At 38.5% G+C, this 17,692-nt stretch carries 13 protein-coding genes and 1 pseudogene; 6 read left to right on the top strand and 8 right to left on the bottom strand.

Annotated elements, in window-relative coordinates:
* The first annotated feature begins 1 nt into the window (after window position 1).
* Complete coding sequence (mmsA, locus tag PDT38_RS16300) at window positions 2-1,567, top strand: multiple monosaccharide ABC transporter ATP-binding protein (RefSeq protein WP_270803068.1); 1,566 nt, start codon at window positions 2-4, stop codon at window positions 1,565-1,567.
* Window positions 1,545-2,756, top strand: a complete 1,212-nt coding sequence (gene mmsB / locus PDT38_RS16295) for a multiple monosaccharide ABC transporter permease (protein WP_270803067.1) — start codon at window positions 1,545-1,547, stop codon at window positions 2,754-2,756. The genes mmsA and mmsB overlap by 23 nt, the downstream gene beginning before the upstream one ends.
* A gap of 88 nt (window positions 2,757-2,844) precedes the next feature.
* Here mmsB and PDT38_RS16290 read toward each other — a convergent pair whose 3' ends face one another.
* The 5 genes from PDT38_RS16290 to PDT38_RS16270 all read right to left on the bottom strand — a co-directional run bounded on the left by PDT38_RS16290 (window position 2,845) and on the right by PDT38_RS16270 (window position 9,439).
* Complete coding sequence (locus tag PDT38_RS16290) at window positions 2,845-4,104, bottom strand: MFS transporter (protein ID WP_270803065.1); 1,260 nt, start codon at window positions 4,102-4,104, stop codon at window positions 2,845-2,847.
* 15 nt (window positions 4,105-4,119) lie between these two features.
* Entirely contained in the window at window positions 4,120-5,034 is a 915-nt protein-coding gene (locus PDT38_RS16285) for a bifunctional helix-turn-helix transcriptional regulator/GNAT family N-acetyltransferase (protein ID WP_270803063.1), read from the bottom strand.
* 157 nt (window positions 5,035-5,191) lie between these two features.
* Window positions 5,192-6,343: a phytase gene (locus tag PDT38_RS16280; RefSeq protein WP_270803061.1), complete on the bottom strand. Its 1,152-nt coding sequence runs from the start codon at window positions 6,341-6,343 to the stop codon at window positions 5,192-5,194.
* Window positions 6,344-6,615: 272 nt separating this feature from the next.
* Window positions 6,616-7,761, bottom strand: coding sequence for a phytase (locus PDT38_RS16275; RefSeq protein ID WP_270803060.1), 1,146 nt, complete (start codon window positions 7,759-7,761; stop codon window positions 6,616-6,618).
* 187 nt (window positions 7,762-7,948) lie between these two features.
* Entirely contained in the window at window positions 7,949-9,439 is a 1,491-nt protein-coding gene (locus tag PDT38_RS16270) for a peptide MFS transporter (protein ID WP_270803058.1), read from the bottom strand.
* A gap of 286 nt (window positions 9,440-9,725) precedes the next feature.
* Between PDT38_RS16270 and PDT38_RS16265 the strand changes: the two genes are divergently transcribed.
* Window positions 9,726-11,450, top strand: coding sequence for a right-handed parallel beta-helix repeat-containing protein (locus PDT38_RS16265; RefSeq protein ID WP_270803172.1), 1,725 nt, complete (start codon window positions 9,726-9,728; stop codon window positions 11,448-11,450).
* A 9-nt stretch (window positions 11,451-11,459) separates the two neighbouring features.
* On the opposite strand, the gene PDT38_RS16260 is transcribed toward PDT38_RS16265, so the two are convergent.
* On the bottom strand, window positions 11,460-11,681 hold the full coding sequence (locus PDT38_RS16260) for a hypothetical protein (RefSeq protein WP_270803056.1): 222 nt from the start codon (window positions 11,679-11,681) through the stop codon (window positions 11,460-11,462).
* Window positions 11,682-11,810: 129 nt separating this feature from the next.
* Here PDT38_RS16260 and PDT38_RS16255 point away from each other — a divergent pair, with 129 nt between their 5' ends.
* The 3 genes from PDT38_RS16255 to PDT38_RS16245 are packed head-to-tail and all read left to right on the top strand — an operon-like array spanning window position 11,811 to window position 15,756.
* On the top strand, window positions 11,811-13,433 hold the full coding sequence (locus PDT38_RS16255; protein ID WP_270803054.1) for a spore germination protein: 1,623 nt from the start codon (window positions 11,811-11,813) through the stop codon (window positions 13,431-13,433).
* On the top strand, window positions 13,423-14,622 hold the full coding sequence (locus PDT38_RS16250) for a Ger(x)C family spore germination protein (RefSeq protein WP_270803053.1): 1,200 nt from the start codon (window positions 13,423-13,425) through the stop codon (window positions 14,620-14,622). Before PDT38_RS16255 ends, PDT38_RS16250 begins: the two co-directional genes overlap by 11 nt.
* A 36-nt stretch (window positions 14,623-14,658) precedes the next feature.
* Window positions 14,659-15,756 carry a GerAB/ArcD/ProY family transporter gene (locus tag PDT38_RS16245; RefSeq protein ID WP_270803051.1) on the top strand — a complete coding sequence of 366 codons (1,098 nt, stop codon included), beginning with the start codon at window positions 14,659-14,661 and terminating at the stop codon, window positions 15,754-15,756.
* 190 nt (window positions 15,757-15,946) lie between these two features.
* Here PDT38_RS16245 and PDT38_RS19520 read toward each other — a convergent pair whose 3' ends face one another.
* Complete coding sequence (locus PDT38_RS19520) at window positions 15,947-16,894, bottom strand: methyl-accepting chemotaxis protein (RefSeq protein ID WP_394356298.1); 948 nt, start codon at window positions 16,892-16,894, stop codon at window positions 15,947-15,949.
* Window positions 16,895-17,659 (bottom strand): annotated as a pseudogene (locus tag PDT38_RS19515) (MCP four helix bundle domain-containing protein); the annotation flags it as partial.
* Window positions 17,660-17,692: the final 33 nt, after the last annotated feature.

The raw sequence follows: 17,692 nt of genomic DNA, 5'->3' as shown, positions 1-17,692 counted from the left end.
CATGTCAGATGTCATCTTAGAAATGAAAGGGATTACAAAAGAGTTTCCTGGTGTTAAAGCGCTTGACAATGTTCATTTATGTGTCAAAGAGGGCGAAATTCATGCACTCTGTGGAGAAAATGGAGCCGGTAAATCAACACTAATGAAAGTGTTAAGCGGTGTGTATCCACATGGGACATATACAGGCGATATTTTGTATAAGGGAACGGTCTGCCGTTTTAAAAATATAAGACAGAGCGAGGAAGCGGGAATTGTTATCATTCATCAAGAGTTGGCCTTGGTCCCTCAACTTTCGATTGCAGAAAACCTCTTTCTCGGAAATGAACAGGCGAAAAATGGTGTCATTGATTGGAGAAAAACAAAGCAAGAAACGGTTGAACTCATGAAAATGGTGGGGCTTCGTGAAACCTCTGACACACTAATTTCAGAGATAGGAGTGGGAAAACAGCAGTTAACCGAAATCGCAAAAGCACTTGCGAAAAAAGTCCAGTTGTTAATTTTGGATGAGCCGACAGCTGCATTAAATGAGGCGGATTCAGAAAACTTATTGCAACTGTTACTAGAGCTAAAAAAACAGGGGATTACTTCAATTATGATTTCTCATAAATTAAATGAGATTACCAAAATAGCAGATTCAATTACGGTGCTCCGTGACGGACAGACGATTGAAACACTTCATGTACAAAGCGAACAGCTCACAGAAAACCGGATTATCAAAGGGATGGTTGGCAGGGAACTGCAAAATCGATATCCTCACAGAAACGTTAAGGTTGAGGGGACGGTCTTTGAAGTTGATGATTGGTCAGTTGATCATCCTTTTAGGGAAGGGCAAAAAGTAGTCAAAAATGTCAGTTTATCAGTTCGAAAAGGTGAAATTGTCGGAATTGCTGGCTTGATGGGCTCAGGTAGAACAGAGTTGGCTATGAGTATTTTCGGTCAGTCATATGGGAGAAATATGACTGGGACACTGAAAAAAAACGGACAAGAGTTACGGTTGCGCCATACTGGGGATGCGATCAAAAAAGGTATTGTGTATGTGACAGAAGACCGAAAAGGTGACGGTCTCATTTTAATGAATAACATTAAAGAGAACATGACACTTGCTAAATTGGAGAAAGTATCGCGCCGGATGGTATTGAATCAGCGGAAAGAAACGATTGAAGCGGAAACATTTCGTCAGAAATTAAATATTAAAACACCTCATATTGATCAGCAAACTGGGAACTTAAGCGGCGGAAATCAGCAAAAGGTGATGTTGAGTAAATGGATTTTTGCAGAGCCGGATGTTTTGATCTTGGATGAACCGACCCGTGGCATTGATGTTGGCGCAAAATACGAGATTTATACAATTATGAATCAGCTTGCCTTAGATGGAAAAGCGGTCATCATGATTTCATCTGAACTTCCTGAATTGCTGGGAATGTGTGACAGGGTTTATACGATGTGTGAAGGAACAATCACAGCAGAATTTACGAAAGATGAAGCGAATCAGGAGTTATTGATGAAATATATGACAATGCACACGAAGAAAGGGGAAGAAGGCTATGCAGACACCGGTGCAAACTGATAAAGACCGGGCGCAGCCAGGGTATCGTCAGCTATTTCGTGAAATGTATAAACAAAATATTCGTAAATATAGTATGATGATTGCGCTCGTATTCATTATGCTGCTTTTTCAAGTGCTAACAGACGGTATTTTGCTCAGACCATTGAATATAACCAATTTGATTTTGCAAAATAGTTACATTCTTATTTTGGCCATTGGGATGATGCTCGTCATTATTATGGGGCATATTGATTTATCAGTTGGCTCAGTTGCTGCTTTTGTCGGTGCAGTATCAGCGATGATGATGGTTGAACATGACATGCCACTATTCGCCGCTGTTATTTTGTCACTATTATTGGGAGCGCTTATTGGGGCCTGGCAAGGGTTCTGGATTGCCTATGTGAAAATACCTGCTTTTATTGTCACATTGGCAGGGATGTTGCTGTTTAGAGGATTGACGATGATCGTTCTAGAAGGAAAATCAATTGCTCCTTTCCCTGTGTCATTTCAAAGAATGGCTTCAGGTTTTATTCCTGACTGGTTCAATGGTGACATGTTACACTTCACAACAATCGCGATTGGAATTGGACTTTCTATTCTCTATCTATTGTTTTGTCTTCAACAAAGAGCTATGCAGAAAAAATACCAATTTGATTTGCAAGGTAAAGGTTTATTAACAGTTAAAGTATGTTTTGTAATGGCGATCATCAATCTCTTCACTTATATTCTTGCGACCTATGAAGGGATTCCAGTTATCCTGATTACTTTGTTTATTTTGATAGCGGGCTACACCTTTGTTATGAAGAAAACCGTTATCGGTCGTAGAATCTATGCCATTGGTGGAAATGAAAAAGCGGCTGCGCTTTCGGGAATTAAAACAAAGCGGTTGACTTTCATGGTTTTTGTCAATATGGGTGTACTAGCCGCACTTTCAGGTCTCGTCTTTGCAGCTCGTTTAAATGCAGCCACTCCAAAGGCTGGAAACCTGTTTGAACTCGATGCAATTGCAGCTTGTTTTATCGGTGGCGCATCTGCTTATGGAGGAATTGGTACAATCGGCGGTGCGATTATCGGTGGTCTTGTCATGGGTGTGATGAATAACGGAATGTCTTTGCTTGGGCTTGGTATTGATTGGCAGCAAGCAATTAAAGGACTGGTTCTTCTGATGGCGGTTGCGTTTGATATTTATAATAAAAATAAAGCATCATAAATTTTTTCGCAACACGGGATAAAACAAAATTTCTCCTAAATCGTGCTGGAAAACCTGTTTTTGAACCACTCAAAAACAGGTTTTTTCGTTAGCATGTGGTCTCATTGTCTAGATTTCGAGTACTCTTATTTAGCTCAGGTAACAAGATATTTAACATACTGGCACATATTAATAAAATAATAGATATGGTGAAAGATAGGTTGTAACTGCCTGACTGGCTGTACCAGACTCCCGGTAAATAGGCGCCTAGAGCTGAGCCGATTTGGTGACTGAAAAACAGCCAGCCGAGAATAAACCCGACGGAATATTGTCTAAAATATTGAGCAGCCAGCATTTGTGTCGGAGTGACGGTCGCAAAATCGACAAGACCAAATAAAACAGCAAACCCGAGTAGAAGCAACGGCTCATGGCTTAGTAACAAAATGATAAGCGAGACAGCCCGCATTGCATAGAGAAAACATAATAGTTTTCTATTGCTGAAGCGATCTGCAACCAGTCCTGATATTAAAATGCCAATGATATTAAAGCCGGCCAGCAGACTAACCGCAACGCTAGTCGTGCTTGTTGAAAAACCGTGGTCATGTGAAAAAGGAATAAGATGAGTATCCATTAATCCTGTTGTCGTAAATCCGCAAATAAAAAACGGCAAAATAAGCAACCAAAACCTTTTGTTTATGAAAGCGGACTTATATGAAATGTTATTTGATTGATCAGTTGTCTTGTGTGTTGACCCCGACTGATGGAAGCCACCGACAGGTTGCATATTTTTTTCAGTTGGGTTATTTCTTAAAAACAAACCGGCAATCGGAAATATGATGAGTGTTAAAAAGATTCCTAAGACACAGACGGTTACTTTCCAGTTAAACCAATCAATAAGTATCAGCGATCCTGGGACAAGTAGCATTTGGCCAGCTCCGAATCCTGCTTCCATTATCCCTAAAGCAAGTCCGCGTTTTTCATTAAACCAGTTCGTAACAATAATGGTTGATGCTATATTTGATGCTCCGCCAACACCAAGGGAGACAATAATGCCGTATAAAATAAAGAGCTGCCAAGGCGAAGTGACGAAATTTGTAAAAAAGATACTTAGCCCAACTAACAGTGTACTCAATGATAAAACAATTCTTGGTCCAACCCGATCAACGAGTCTGCCGATGACAGGTTGTGATACACCGTAAACGATGAAGCTCAGCATGGAGATCAGTGAAATTGTTCCTCTATCAAGTGAAAAATCTTCTTCCCAAGGCTTGATAAAGGCTCCAAATGAAAGACGGACACCTTGGACAGCTAATAAAGTTAAAAATGTCACAAAAACGATCAGCCAAGCATAGTGTAATTTTTGTTTCATGAATCCTCCCATTTATCAGGAAAATAATAAATCCCAACGTTCTTCTTGGAGTACTTGCCCCCATAATAAGGCTGCTTCTTTTGTTTCAGTTTGTTTGAAACCAAATTTTTCATATAATGGGCGTGCTTCTTTCATTGTTTTGACAGTCCAAAGAATAATCTGTTTAAAGTTCATCCTTTGGCAATAATCGATGAGCTGCTGAATGAGGCGAGTTCCGATCCCTTTACGATGGAAAGCAGAGTCAACAAGGAACCATCTGAGCTGTGCTGTATGATCATCGAGCTTGACAAGCCCAATACATCCCGCAAACCTTCCTTCACTTTCGGCAATCCATATTTTCTCGATCTTTGCAGCAAATGTTTCATGAAGATAGTCTGTAAATGTATCATCCCAGCCGTGTGTTTCCGCATAAAAGGCCCGCTGTTTTTCTATCATCAGCTTAATATCGTCAGAAATATAGTAATCTCTTATTGAAATCTCTGTGTTTTTAGGTGAGAGGTGTTCAGACAAAATACATTCAACTGTATTCATTGCTTCGACAAGTTTTTTTTGGGCCTGGTCGTCAATTTGTTTGAGAATATACTCAATCTGCTGATTTGCTTTTGCTTCTAGTTTTTTATAAATCGTTTGGCCAAATTCGGTTAAATAAATATAATGGTGGCGGCTGTCCTCTTCACTTTTTTTTCTGTAGATGATCTTTTCTTTCTCAAAATGCTTGATCAGTCTACTTACATAACCGCGATCTAAACCGAGTTTATCTTGAATCATCTTGGCTGTGCACTCACTTGTATGATGGATTTCAAATAAGATCCTTGTTTCTGTTAAAGAAAATGGACTGTCATAAATATGTTCATTGAGAAAGCCTAAAACATTTGTGTAAAATCGATTGAACTTTCTGAATTTTAAAAGTGTAGATTGGCTCATTTCCATGACGCTACATTCACTCCTTCAATTGTTGATAATGTCAATTATAGCAAAAAAGTTGACTAAGTCAATCATATATTGAGCGATCATTCCATAAATGGGGATAGAAGGTACTCAAGCATGCAAAAAAATCCGGGTGATCCCGGATTTTTAAAAACTTGCATTAGTTTTTATTACGATTTTTAAGTTCACGCGGATTTACCTGATCATCAAAATCTGGTTTATCATCTAATTTTTTAGCGATCTTTTCCCAAGAGGTAATTTTGAAATTTTGGTTAGCCACTGTTCCATCTTCAATATTTTCATCATCCTGTGCGACGAAGATTCCGTATGGATATTTCTTACCTAACCCAAAACCGAGGACATCGATGCCATCGGTGTGACTTGTTCCATCTGCATGATGTCCGTCTTTAACAGAAAATGATCCAACATACTCGTGATCACCTTTACGATCATACATCACATATTTACTGTCTCCCTGGCTGGAAGCGATCAAATATCCTTTACCATCCTCTCCATAATAGAGGGTCAGCCCTTCAATATCAGCTGTTAAATGTTTTCCGCCAGCACGATCAACAATTTCACCTTTTGAACCCCCATCTGGTTCAGCACTAAATTTCCAAATGGCAACATCTTCTTCTGAAATAAACATTGTCCCATATTCATCATCTGTGACAAGCCCTTCTGTTTGTGAACCCATTTTAAAGGAGCGGACTTTTTTGCCCTCGACTTGGCCTTGTCCATTATCAAATAATTCGTACTGTTCAAATTCACCGGTTTTCCCTGTCACCATTGCATAGAATTTCCCGGTTTTCTGACTGTGATATAAGCTAAACCCATAGACTTCGTCAATGTCTGTCTTAATTGGTTTATTTGGATTGACAATACTTTTTAATTCATTTGAATGACCATCAAAAGCATATAGGTCAACCGTGTTTTTTCCATCTGAGCGGTTTGAAGCACCAACAATGTCGACTTTTTTATCACCGAGTGGAAAATTGTAGCGAAGGTCAACATTGTTTAGCTTTCCAAAGTCATAAGAATTCAGCTGTTTTCCTTTTAAATCATAAACAACCAGACCTGATTTCTTATTTGTTGTGATGAGTTTACTTTTATCCGGATGCTTGGGGTCAACCCAGATTGAAGGATCATCTGCTGCATCATCACCACTTTGTACCGGTTCTGTCTCTGCATGTGGTGAAACTTCAAAGTGTTCAGGTGAATGGTGTTCCTTTGCCTGTGTTTGGCTGATGAATGCCGGTGCTAAAATGCTCACTGATAGAGCTGAGATCGCAAGTGTTTTATAAATTTTCATAGATGTTACCTCCTTTTTTGTTGGACTTCATCATAACAAAAGAATAGGTATTTTATTTTAAAGTGATATTAAGGATAAATTAAATGTGATGTCAAAATGATGTCAGTGGGTATAAAGAACTGAGTCTTTTTGTAGAATTTCACCTAGAAAAAGATAAATTTAAAAAATATAAACATTTCTTGGGTAATAATAGATAACAAATACGATGGGAAAAATGACCAAATATAAGAGTCCGAGATATATGATCTCGGACTCTTATCCAGTTAATATGATTAGTCATCAAGACGATTTTCTAGTTCACGCGGATTCACCTGATCGTCTAAGTCAGGTATCTTATCCATTTTTTCAGCAATTTCTTCCCAAGAGGTGATTTTAAAATTTTGATTTACCACTTTTCCATGATCAACGTTTTCATCATCTTGTGCGACGAAGATTCCGTGTGGATATTTTTTGCCCAAGCCAAAGCCGATCACATCGATACCATCGGTATGGCTTGTGCCATCAATATCTTTTCCGTCTTCAATCATAAATGATCCAACATATTCATGGTCATCCTCACGATCATACATCACAAATCTGCTATCACCTTGACTTGAAGCGATCAAATAACCTTCGCCATCTTCACCGTAATACATTGTCAAGCCTTCAATATCAGCTGTTAAATGTTTTCCGCCAGCACGATCGATGATTTTACCTTTCGATCCGCCGTCAGGTTCAGCACTAAATTTCCAAATCGCAACTTCTTCTTCGGCGATGTACATTGTGCCATACTCGTCATCTGCAACAAGACCTTCTGTTTGTGAACCCATTTTAAAAGCACGGACTTTTTTACCTTCGACTTGGCCTTGTCCATTATCAAATAACTCATACTGTTCAAATTCGCCATTTTTCCCTGTTACCATGGCATAAAACTTGCCGGTTTTTTGACTGTGATAAAGGCTAAACCCATAAACTTCTTGAATGTTTGTTTTAATTGGTCTGTTAGGATTCACGATATCTTTTAGTTTGTTCGAATGGCCATCAAAAGCATATAATTCAACTGTGTTTTTTCCATCTGAGCGGTTTGAAGCGCCAACAATGTCAACCTTTTTGCCGTCAAGGGGAAAATTGTAACGAAGGTCGACATTATTCAGTTTTCCAAATGGATATGAGTTCAGCTGTTTTCCATTTAAATCATGAATGATCAGACCAGACTTTTTATTTGTCGTAATCAATTTGCTTTCTTCAGGATTCTTAGGATCAACCCAGATGGCTGGATCATCAGCGGCATCATCAGCTGTTTCGACTGGCTCTGTTTCCGCATGAGCGGTTACATTAAATTGTTCGATCGGTTGTGCTTTTGTAACTGAACCGATAAAAGCCGGAGTTAAAATACCAAGTGTGAGAGTCGAGATTGCAAGTGTTTTATAGATTTTCATATCATTACCTCCTTTTGATTGGGTTTATCGTAACAAACGAATTCATTGTTTATTTTAAGAAGAGGTAAAGTTTAAGTTAAAAGAGATTTCAAAAAGATTTTTTTAGGTAGAAGGAAATGGTAAGGAAGAATCTCTCGAAGAAATTAGAAACAACCTGCCCAAAGAGACAGGTTGTTTTAGTTTTCAGCTATTTGACACCCTTCATAAATTTTTGAATTTTTGGAGAAAGCATAAACAGAAGGATCCCAAGGAAAATTGATACGGCACCGATAATTCCAAAATATGAAATTTCATTATTTTCATTATAAAATCTGACAACTTGCGCATTAATTGCTTGTGCAGAAGCATTTGATAAAAACCACAAGCTCATGGTTTGTGCTGAAAAAGCAGCTGGTGCTAACTTTGTTGTTGCTGATAGCCCTACAGGTGAGAGACACAATTCACCGAGTACAACGATGAAAAAGCTGAGGACAAGCCACATTGGGTTAGCCAGTGAGTCAGTACCATTAATATATGCTGGGAAGATCATGACGATAAATGATAAACCAGCAAGCATCAAACCGAGTGAAAATTTCGTCGGAGTCGATGGCTGCCGTTTCCCGAGCCGCATCCAAAGCCAGGCAAAGACCGGGGCCAACACAACGATAAATAATGGATTTAATGATTGGAACCATGATGATTGCAATTCAAACCCTAAAAACTCTAAATGGGTTCGTTTATCCGCATAAGTAGCTAAAATATTAGCGCCCTGTTCTTGAATCGCCCAGAACATCATTGATGCGATAAACAGAGGGATGTAAGCAATTAGACGAGAACGTTCATCACTTGTTGTTTTAGAACTTACGAACATGACAATAAAATAAATGCAGGGGATAATGATCCCTAAACAGCTGACGATCATGGTAAATAAATTGATGGTCATTTTACCTGTTACAATTGAAACTGCACCAATAGCAGCAATCACAAGAATACTAATTCCGAAAATGAAAAATGCTCGCTTTCTCTCAACGACTGACAACGGATTTGGCACTTTTTGTCCGGCAGACCCGAGACTCTTCTTTTTCGTCAAGACATATGTAACAAGTCCGAAGAACATACCGATAGCAGCAAGACTGAAACCGAGGTGGTAATTATAAGTTTGTCCAACTGTACCGACAATAATAGGTGCGACAAATCCACCTAAGTTAATTCCCATGTAGAAAATACTAAAACCTGAATCGCGGCGATTATCTTCAGGGCTATAAAGATCCCCGACAACACTTGAAACATTAGGTTTCAAAAGGCCAGTTCCGATAATGATGAGAAACATGCTGATGAAGAAAGCGGGAACGCTTCCAGGAAATGATAACATAATGTGGCCTAACATGATGAAAATGCCGCCGTAAAACACGGTTCTAGCCGTACCGAGCAGTCTGTCTGCGATCCAACCGCCAATTATGCCAGACATATAGACGAGAGAGCCGTATACGGCCATAATTGAATTGGCTGTAGTTTCCTCAAAGCCAAGACCGCCATTTTTTACTTGAGTATACAAATAATAGATAAGGATTGCTCTCATACCATAATATGAAAATCGCTCCCAAAATTCAGTGAAGAACAGAGTGAAGAGTCCGCGGGGATGTCCAAAAAACCCCTTTTGCGGAATGTTTTGAAAAGTTTCATTTTGATGATTTGCCATTCGCAGTACTCCTTCTTTTTTGAACTTATAAAAATCATATTCTTATATAATGATCATGTCAATATTGATTCATTTCACTTAAGAGTTTGCTAGGTCATGAAACCTAGTAAATAAGCGCTTTTTATTAAAATAAAAAAAATACTTTTCCTGTACTATATTAAAATGATTTTTCAATAAAATTTTAGCTAATTGTACAAGCAAATGTTAAACGATTTCCATATAGATAATCGTGAACACAAAATTTTAGAAGGAGGCTGACATTTTGCTTCAGCAGCAACCCGAAGAGATGACAATGGTGATTGTCGATGTGAGGAAATTTGGCGCTGTTGGTGATGGTAAGACAGACAGTACAAAACAGATTAATGAATGTCTGAGTTGGACAAAGTCTATGGGTTACAATACGGTTTGGATACCAAATGGAACGTACTTGATTGACGGAACGTTCAATGGTGATCCAACATTTCCAAACAAAAATGCCGGGATCAATGTCCCAAGTAACATCACGATTTTGATGGATGCGGAAACGATTATCAAAATCAAGCCAAATAGCTCATGGGGGTATTCAGCTTTTTATATTGGAACGGAATCTAATATCAAGATAACCGGAGGCACACTTATCGGTGATCGGGATGAACACATATACACACCATCTCCAAGACCGACGCATGAGTGGGGGTTTGGATTTTGTCTTGAAGGTGCTTCACATGTGCGAATCGAAAATGTTAAGATTACTGATTTTACCGGTGATGGCATTATTATTAGCTCCTCTGGTAGTAACGATTTCATACCTTCAGAACACATTGTTGTAAGAAATTGTGAAATCAGACGTTCTCGGAGAAATAATATCTCGATCACAGGTGCTGACGATGTTTTAGTGGAAGACTGTAACATTGAGAATGCAAATGGGACACAACCGGAGCTTGGAATTGATATTGAAGGATATAGTGAAGGGAATATCATATATGAGAAACCTGTCCATGTTATCATTCGAAATAACGTCTTAAAAGAGAATTCAAACGGAGCGATCACCAATTTTAATGGGAATGCAGTTTTAATAGATGGAAACCATGTTGATGGTACGATTTTTTATGGATATGGAACACAGACGGTGATTGCCAACAATACGATCATCAAAAATCAAAAAACTGAGCAGACAACAGGAATTGCCGGATTGGGAACAAGCAATTTAGAAGATGTCAATGATGTGGTTATTCAAGGTAATTTAATTATCGATTTTGAAAAAGGGATTGATATTCGTGGAAACAGTGTACTTGTCTCAGGAAATAAGATTCGAAATTTTGAAGGGGTTGGTATTTTAGCATATCAGGCGACAAAAGTTTTTATCGAGGGTAATGATATTGAAAACGGACGTCCGGAAAAAAAGAAAAGTATCGGTTTTAGTATGAAACAATCAGAACAGATTACTTTCACAAATAATAAAATCACAAATGTTATCTATGCTGTTAGAAGTAGGGGACAAGAGATTTATATAAAGGGAAATGTCATCACCAAGTTTTCTCGGGGCATCTGGGTCTCCGAAGGTCATACTGTTGTTGAAGAAAATCACATTTCTCCAGCCGCTTTTCAAGTGGTTCCCGAATCTTATTCGATATCAGTGACAAACTCAGCTTCCGCTATCATTCAAAATAATAACATTAGCCATTTTAAAAATTTCCCGATTTACTGTACAACAGATAGGCATACGAAAATAATCAATAATGTGATTGAAGATTCCCCACTGATCGTCACGATCTTTTTGTCACACGGAACATACGAGTTCATCGAAAACACCATTTCTGTAGTTAGAGAAAAACCATCAGCCACTATGATTCACCTCAGTTATTCTACAGGTTCATTGATAATCAATAACACGCTCCTTAATCAATTTAACAATAACACAGCAATCCACACGAAAACAGCTACGCAAACGGTAATTGTTGGTAATACAATAATTAAAGGAACCATTCAACATCATCAGACAGATGTTGTGAAAGGAAATATTGAAGTTTAAGGGCCCCTTTTATGATTGCTGTTTCTTCTTTTTTAAAATCATTACCACTTCAACAAAAATGATGACGAAAAAGAAAGTAACTATTAGCCAATCGCCTGTTGTCAATATCCCAAATGCTGCGACATTATTTTGAGAGGCTTCGATAAAAGTCATCCCCTGCAAAACATCCAGCATCACAGAAACGGTCATCATGCAAATGAATAGAAAAGCTGAAATTCCAGTTATTCTCACGATACCACTCTCCAATACCGTTATTTTTTCAAAATTCAATTGACACTATGCCAAGAAATAAAAACAGGTTTGAATAAATAGTAGTTCGTGAGGAAAAATATGAAAAAATGATGAAAGGGATTCTGATGTATGCCATTATTTTTCAAACGACATAAGCAATCGAATAAAAATCGGAAATCTCTTCAACATGATTCGGAAAAAGATGGACCTAACATTTATCATTCATTGGCTGAAAATCTTACATTTATAAAAGAAAAAATGGGTCACAGTTCTGATATTGTAGTTCGCAAGATCAAAACAGGAAAGCAGTCACAATTAGAAATAGCTGTTGTTTATATTGAAGGCATTGTCGACACAAAAGCGATTCATGAATTTATTCTTGAATCGCTAATCAATGATGCTTCATTAGCGAAAAAAGAAGATGATGATACTGTTTTGAATGTCATAATTGAAAGAGCTGTTGCCCTTGGCAGTGTTAAGAAAGAAGACAAGTTAGATGCATTAATTACGGCATTAATATCTGGGGATACCGTTATTTTGCCAGATGGTCATAATAGCGCGGTCATTGCAAGTACAAAAGGAGGGGAAAAGCGCTCCATTAAGGAACCAGATAGCCAGCAATCATTCCGGGGACCGCGCGAAGGTTTTATTGAATCATTGGGGACGAATATTTCGATGGTGAGACGGTATATTAAAAGTCCAAATCTTTGGGTGGAAACAATGACGATTGGCAGTGTTACAAATACAAGTGTTGCTTTAATGTATATTAACGGCATTTGTGATCAAAAAACAGTTACTGAAGTCAAGAAAAGGTTAAAAGGTATTGAAATTGACAGTATTTTGGAATCGGGCTATATCGAACAGCTGATCGAAGATAATTCGTTTACACCATTTCCATCTATTTATCATACAGAAAGACCTGACATGGTAGCTGGGAATCTTTTAGAAGGAAGAATTGCTATTATGGTTGATGGAACACCATTTGTTTTAATTGTTCCGGCAGTGTTTATTCAGTTTTTTCAATCAGTTGAGGATTATTATTCACGGTTTGATATTTCTACATCGATCCGATTCTTACGTATTTTAATTTTTTTTATATCATTAATTGCACCCGCTGTGTATGTAGCGGCAACGACCTTTCATCAAGAAATGATTCCGACACAGCTCTTGGTCGTGATCGCCGCCCAGCGTGAAGTCGTTCCTTTTCCGGCGGTGATGGAAGCTTTGCTGATGGAAGTTGCTTTTGAGATTTTGCGGGAAGCAGGGATTCGCCTGCCAAAAGCGATTGGATCGGCTGTTTCAATTGTTGGCGCAATCGTGATCGGACAGGCCGCTGTCCAAGCTGGAATAGTGTCTCCGGCTATGGTCATTGTTGTTGCAATCACTGCGATTTCCAGTTTTGCGACACCATCTTTTTCAATGGCCATCTCAGCGCGACTTGTTCGATTCCTTTATATTATAGCCGCTGCAATGATAGGATTTTATGGCGTTATACTAGGGCTGATGATGATGTTTGTTCATTTATGCAGTCTTCGTTCATTTGGTGTTCCATATATGACTCCTATTGCGCCTTTCATTCCAAAAAACGCAGGAGATACAATCTTTCGAACACCATTGTGGGCGCATAAAAAAAGGCCTGAACAAATTGGTAATGACAATAAAAACCGACAAGGTGATGCTCAGAAGCCTCAGCCCCCGAATACAAGAGAAATGGTGACAAATCAAGAGGATGGTGACCAGAATGAGACGTAAATGTTTGCTGGTCTTTTTCATGCTGGTCAGTCTTTTGCTTCAAGGTTGCTGGGATAAAAAAGAACTCACAGATTTAGCATTAATTTCGGCAGTTGGAATTGATAAAGGTAAGGATAAAAGATATGAGATCACCTTTCAGATCATCAATCCCAGTAGTGTAGCGGGCGGTCTTCAAGGAGGTCAAGGTGGAGAACGGCCGCCGGTAACAAGCTTTTCAGTTGCTGGAGACAACTTTACTTCTGTTAGCCGTAAGGCATCATCCGAAGTTTCCAGAAGATTATATTATGCTCATACAAACGTGGTTATTATTAGTGAAGAAGTAGCGAAAGATGAAGGAATTGTAAAATTACTTGATGTCATTGACCGAGATACAGAGTTCCGTTCTACATCAACACTTGTGATTGCCAGCGGAACAAAAGCGAAGGACATTGTGAGAACGGTGACAACGATTGAAAAAATTCCGGCGAATAAAATTAATAAACTGTTGCAGTTTACTGAGGAACAAGAGGGTGAACATATCAAAGTGGGTGTTCAAGATGTTTTGCAATCTTTGGTATCCAAGTCAAAACATCCCATGGTACCGCTCATCAGGCTAACAGGTGATAAGGAAAAAGGTAAATCAATGGAAAATGTTCAAACAACATCTCCTTCTGCGGTGGTAAAGGCTGGAGGTATGGCGGTTATAAAAGATGGGAAGTTTACCAAGCGCCTGACAGGGAAGATTGCTAGAGGAGTTTTATGGATCAGGGGACGAGTGAAAAACACGCACATTAATATGAAGTGGAATCACCAAGAAGATGCTGTCACATATGACTTAATAAGGCAAAAAACAAAGGTTATCCCCCAGCTTAAAAATGGAAAATTAAAAATGGCCGTTCATATTGATACAGAAGGGGATGTTGGTGAAGTCAACACACCGATTCGGTTAGAGGATCCAAAGGTACTTCATCAAATTGAGCAAAAGATTGAGAAAAAAATCAAAAAACAGTTGGAGGAGACTGTCCGTTTTGCTCAAGAAAACAAAATCGATGTCCTTCAGTTCGGAGATATTGTTTATCAGGAAGAACCTGACATGTGGAAAAAAATAAAAAATCACTGGAATGATCAATATTTTCCACAGTTAGATGTTGATATTTCGGTTAAAAGTTTTGTCGACAGAACAGGGCTAAAAGCCGATCCGACAATGTAGATCGACAAAGAAGGGAAGAGAAAGGAGAGCATTTCGATGGAAAAGGCAAAAATTAGTGCCAAGCAGTTATTTGTCTTAATTGTTCTGTTTGAGCTTGGCAGTGCGTTGCTGATTTTCCCAGGGCTCTCAGCCAAACAAGACAGCTGGCTCGCGATTTTGTTTGGCGGTCTTGGTGGTATTGTTCTATTTTTGATGTACCATTATCTTTATCAACTCGATCCTAAAGCTTCACCATTTGAAACGGTCAGCAATCTTCTCGGACAACGGATTGGCTGGATTTTTTCCTTTCTCTACGTTATGTATGCTACATATATTGCAGCAAGAGTGTTGCGCGATTTTGGAGAGATGTTGTTAATATCTGCCTATCCGGGAACACCGCTTCTTTTTATCAATGGGTTGTTGATCATCGTTTGTATTTTTAGTGTACGTAAAGGGATTGAGGTAATGGCACGGACGGGTGAGATCCTGTTTACGATTATGACTTTCCTTGCTCTTATAGGCTGCTGTTTGATCATTGCTTCGGGATTGATTCATGTAGATAATTTAAAGCCCATTTTGGGAAATGGGATTAGCCCGGTACTAAATGCCACTTTCACACAAACGCTTTATTTTCCGTTTGGAGAACTTATTGTATTTATCTTCATATTTCCGTATCTTAATCGGCCGAAAATAGTCAGAAAAACGGGAATATGGGCCATCATTATTAGCGCTCTCATCTTGGCTGTAAATACTGCGATTAATATTAGTGTGCTGGGTGTTGATATCACTGTTCGGTCTCGATTTCCTCTCCTTAGTACCATTCAAACGATTCAAGTTGCCGAATTTTTGGACAGGCTTGATGTGTTTTTTATGCTGGTTTTAATCATAGGTGGTTTTTTTAAGGTGAGTCTATTTGTGTATGCTGTCAATATAGGTGCGTCTATGTTGTTCAAAGTGGAGCATCCGTCAAGACTTGTCGTTCCGAGTGGTTTGATCATCTTAATTTTATCAGTTTCAATCGCAAGCAATATTTCTGAACATGTTGTAGAGGGACTGAATGTTGCACCTATGTTTGTTCACTTGCCGATTCAGATTATCTTTCCAGCGGTCCTTTGCTTAATAGCTTTCTTCAAAAAGTGGAAAAAAGGCAAATGAACAGTAGTCAATCCTTTTGGAGAAATTTCAACTTTGTTAAACTTCATCAAGGAACTGTTGAAATCACACTAATGAGAAAAATAAAGAAACCAATTTGCATTCGGTTCCCATTATCACCTAGGTGTAATGATTAATTCGGAATAATCAACGAGGCTGTCGAACAAAAATCGACAGCCTCGTTTCATCATGTTTAGATTTTAAATTTCCGAATTAAATGTTGCAGTTCTTCCGCATTTTGTGCGAGAATTTGGGAAGAAGCTGCGATTTCTTCCATTGATGCCAGTTGTTCTTGTGTTGCAGCACTTACCGTTTGGGTGCTTCCAGCTGCTGTTTCGGCTATTTCTTTAACATCGAAAACAGCTGTTTCAATTTCATCTGCTCCAGCAGTCAAATTTTTGACTAATGCTGCGACACCATTAATTTGTGTCACAACATCTTTAATTGAACTTTCGATTTTTTGGAAAGCGCCACCGGCTTCGCTTACGACGACAAGTCCTTCTTTTACTTCACCAGTCGCTGAGACAACGGTATTCATCGTTTGTTTCGTATCATTTTGAATAATTGTAATTAGTTTTGTAATCTGTTCCGCAGATTGTGCGGATTGTTCAGCTAACTTCCTGACTTCATCTGCGACAACGGCAAAGCCTTTGCCTTGTTCACCGGCTCTGGCGGCTTCAATTGCTGCATTTAATGCCAACAAATTCGTTTGTTCTGCAATGCTTGTGATGACTTCTGTAATATTGCCAATCTGATTAGAGCGTTCTGTTAATTGCTTAAATGACTCGGCTAGTGAGACAACTGTTTCATTAATAGACTGCATTTGAGCGTTGACCTTGTCAATCGCCTTTGTCCCTGTAAGTGACATTTGTGCTGTTTGATCGACGGTTGTTGCTGCTTTTTCAGCATTAGATGCAATTCTTCCTGCAAATTCTGTCATCCCTTTAATGACCGTTCTGCTATGTTCAACACTTTCCACTTGTTTATCCGAACCTAAGGCAAGTTCTTGAACCGTTGTGGAAATATACTCGCTCGCTTTTGTGCTTTCATCTGCACTTGCACTTAACTGCTGAGATGAAGATGCGACTTGATGAGATGTTTCACCGACAGTTTCAATAATGGAGCGAACACCTGAGACCATTTTGTTGAAAGAAGCTGTTAACAAACCTAGTTCATCTTTCGACTGATAGGTTCCTTCTACTGTAAAATCACCTTGCTCCGTTTTTGCAAATAATGCCTGAATGTTTCTGATTGGTCCTGCAATCATTCTTGCCATGATAAGGCTGATGGCGATGGTCAAAAGGAGACTGACAGCAATCACAATGATTAACATGGTTGTCGTTGCACTTGCATCTTCTGAGTCTCGCTCATAAATCGTTTTCGCATTTTCACTATTTAATGTTTGAATGTCTTCGATTAACTTAGTCACATCATTTCTTTGAGGTTTCATGTCTGTCAAATAAAGACGATATGCTTCATCATTTTTATTAGCTAATGCCAAGTCAAGCATCTTTTTGCTAATGTCTTGTAGTTCAGTATATTCGGTTTTAAACGTGTGATATTTTTCTTTCACGTTATTCGCTAAATTAATTTGATCAATTTGTTCCATTATTTTAGTGTTGTCTTCAAGTTTTTTCTCAATATTTTGTTGTAGTTGTTCATTTATACTACGGTCTTTCGTTATCATTAATTCAAATTTGTTTCCATCCATTTCAAGATTATTTGCTCTTAGTTTGGCAAATAACTGATTAGGAATCAATTGATCTTGATAAATGATTTCTGACCCTTTCGAAAATTTATTGAGCCCCATCATCCCTTCTATTCCAACAATAGATAATGAGAGAGCCGATATGAGCATAATAATAAAGAATTTATTTCTAATTTTAAGGTTTTTTAGCAGTTTCATACTTTTTCCCCCGTGGTTTATTTACTATCCATA

Source organism: Bacillus changyiensis (genome assembly GCF_027706145.1).
In the GTDB taxonomy this organism is placed as follows: Bacteria; Bacillota; Bacilli; order Bacillales; family Bacillaceae; genus Bacillus; species Bacillus changyiensis.
The sequence above is the reverse complement of the archived record's forward strand: the minus strand, read 5'-3'. Positions and strand labels throughout refer to the sequence as shown.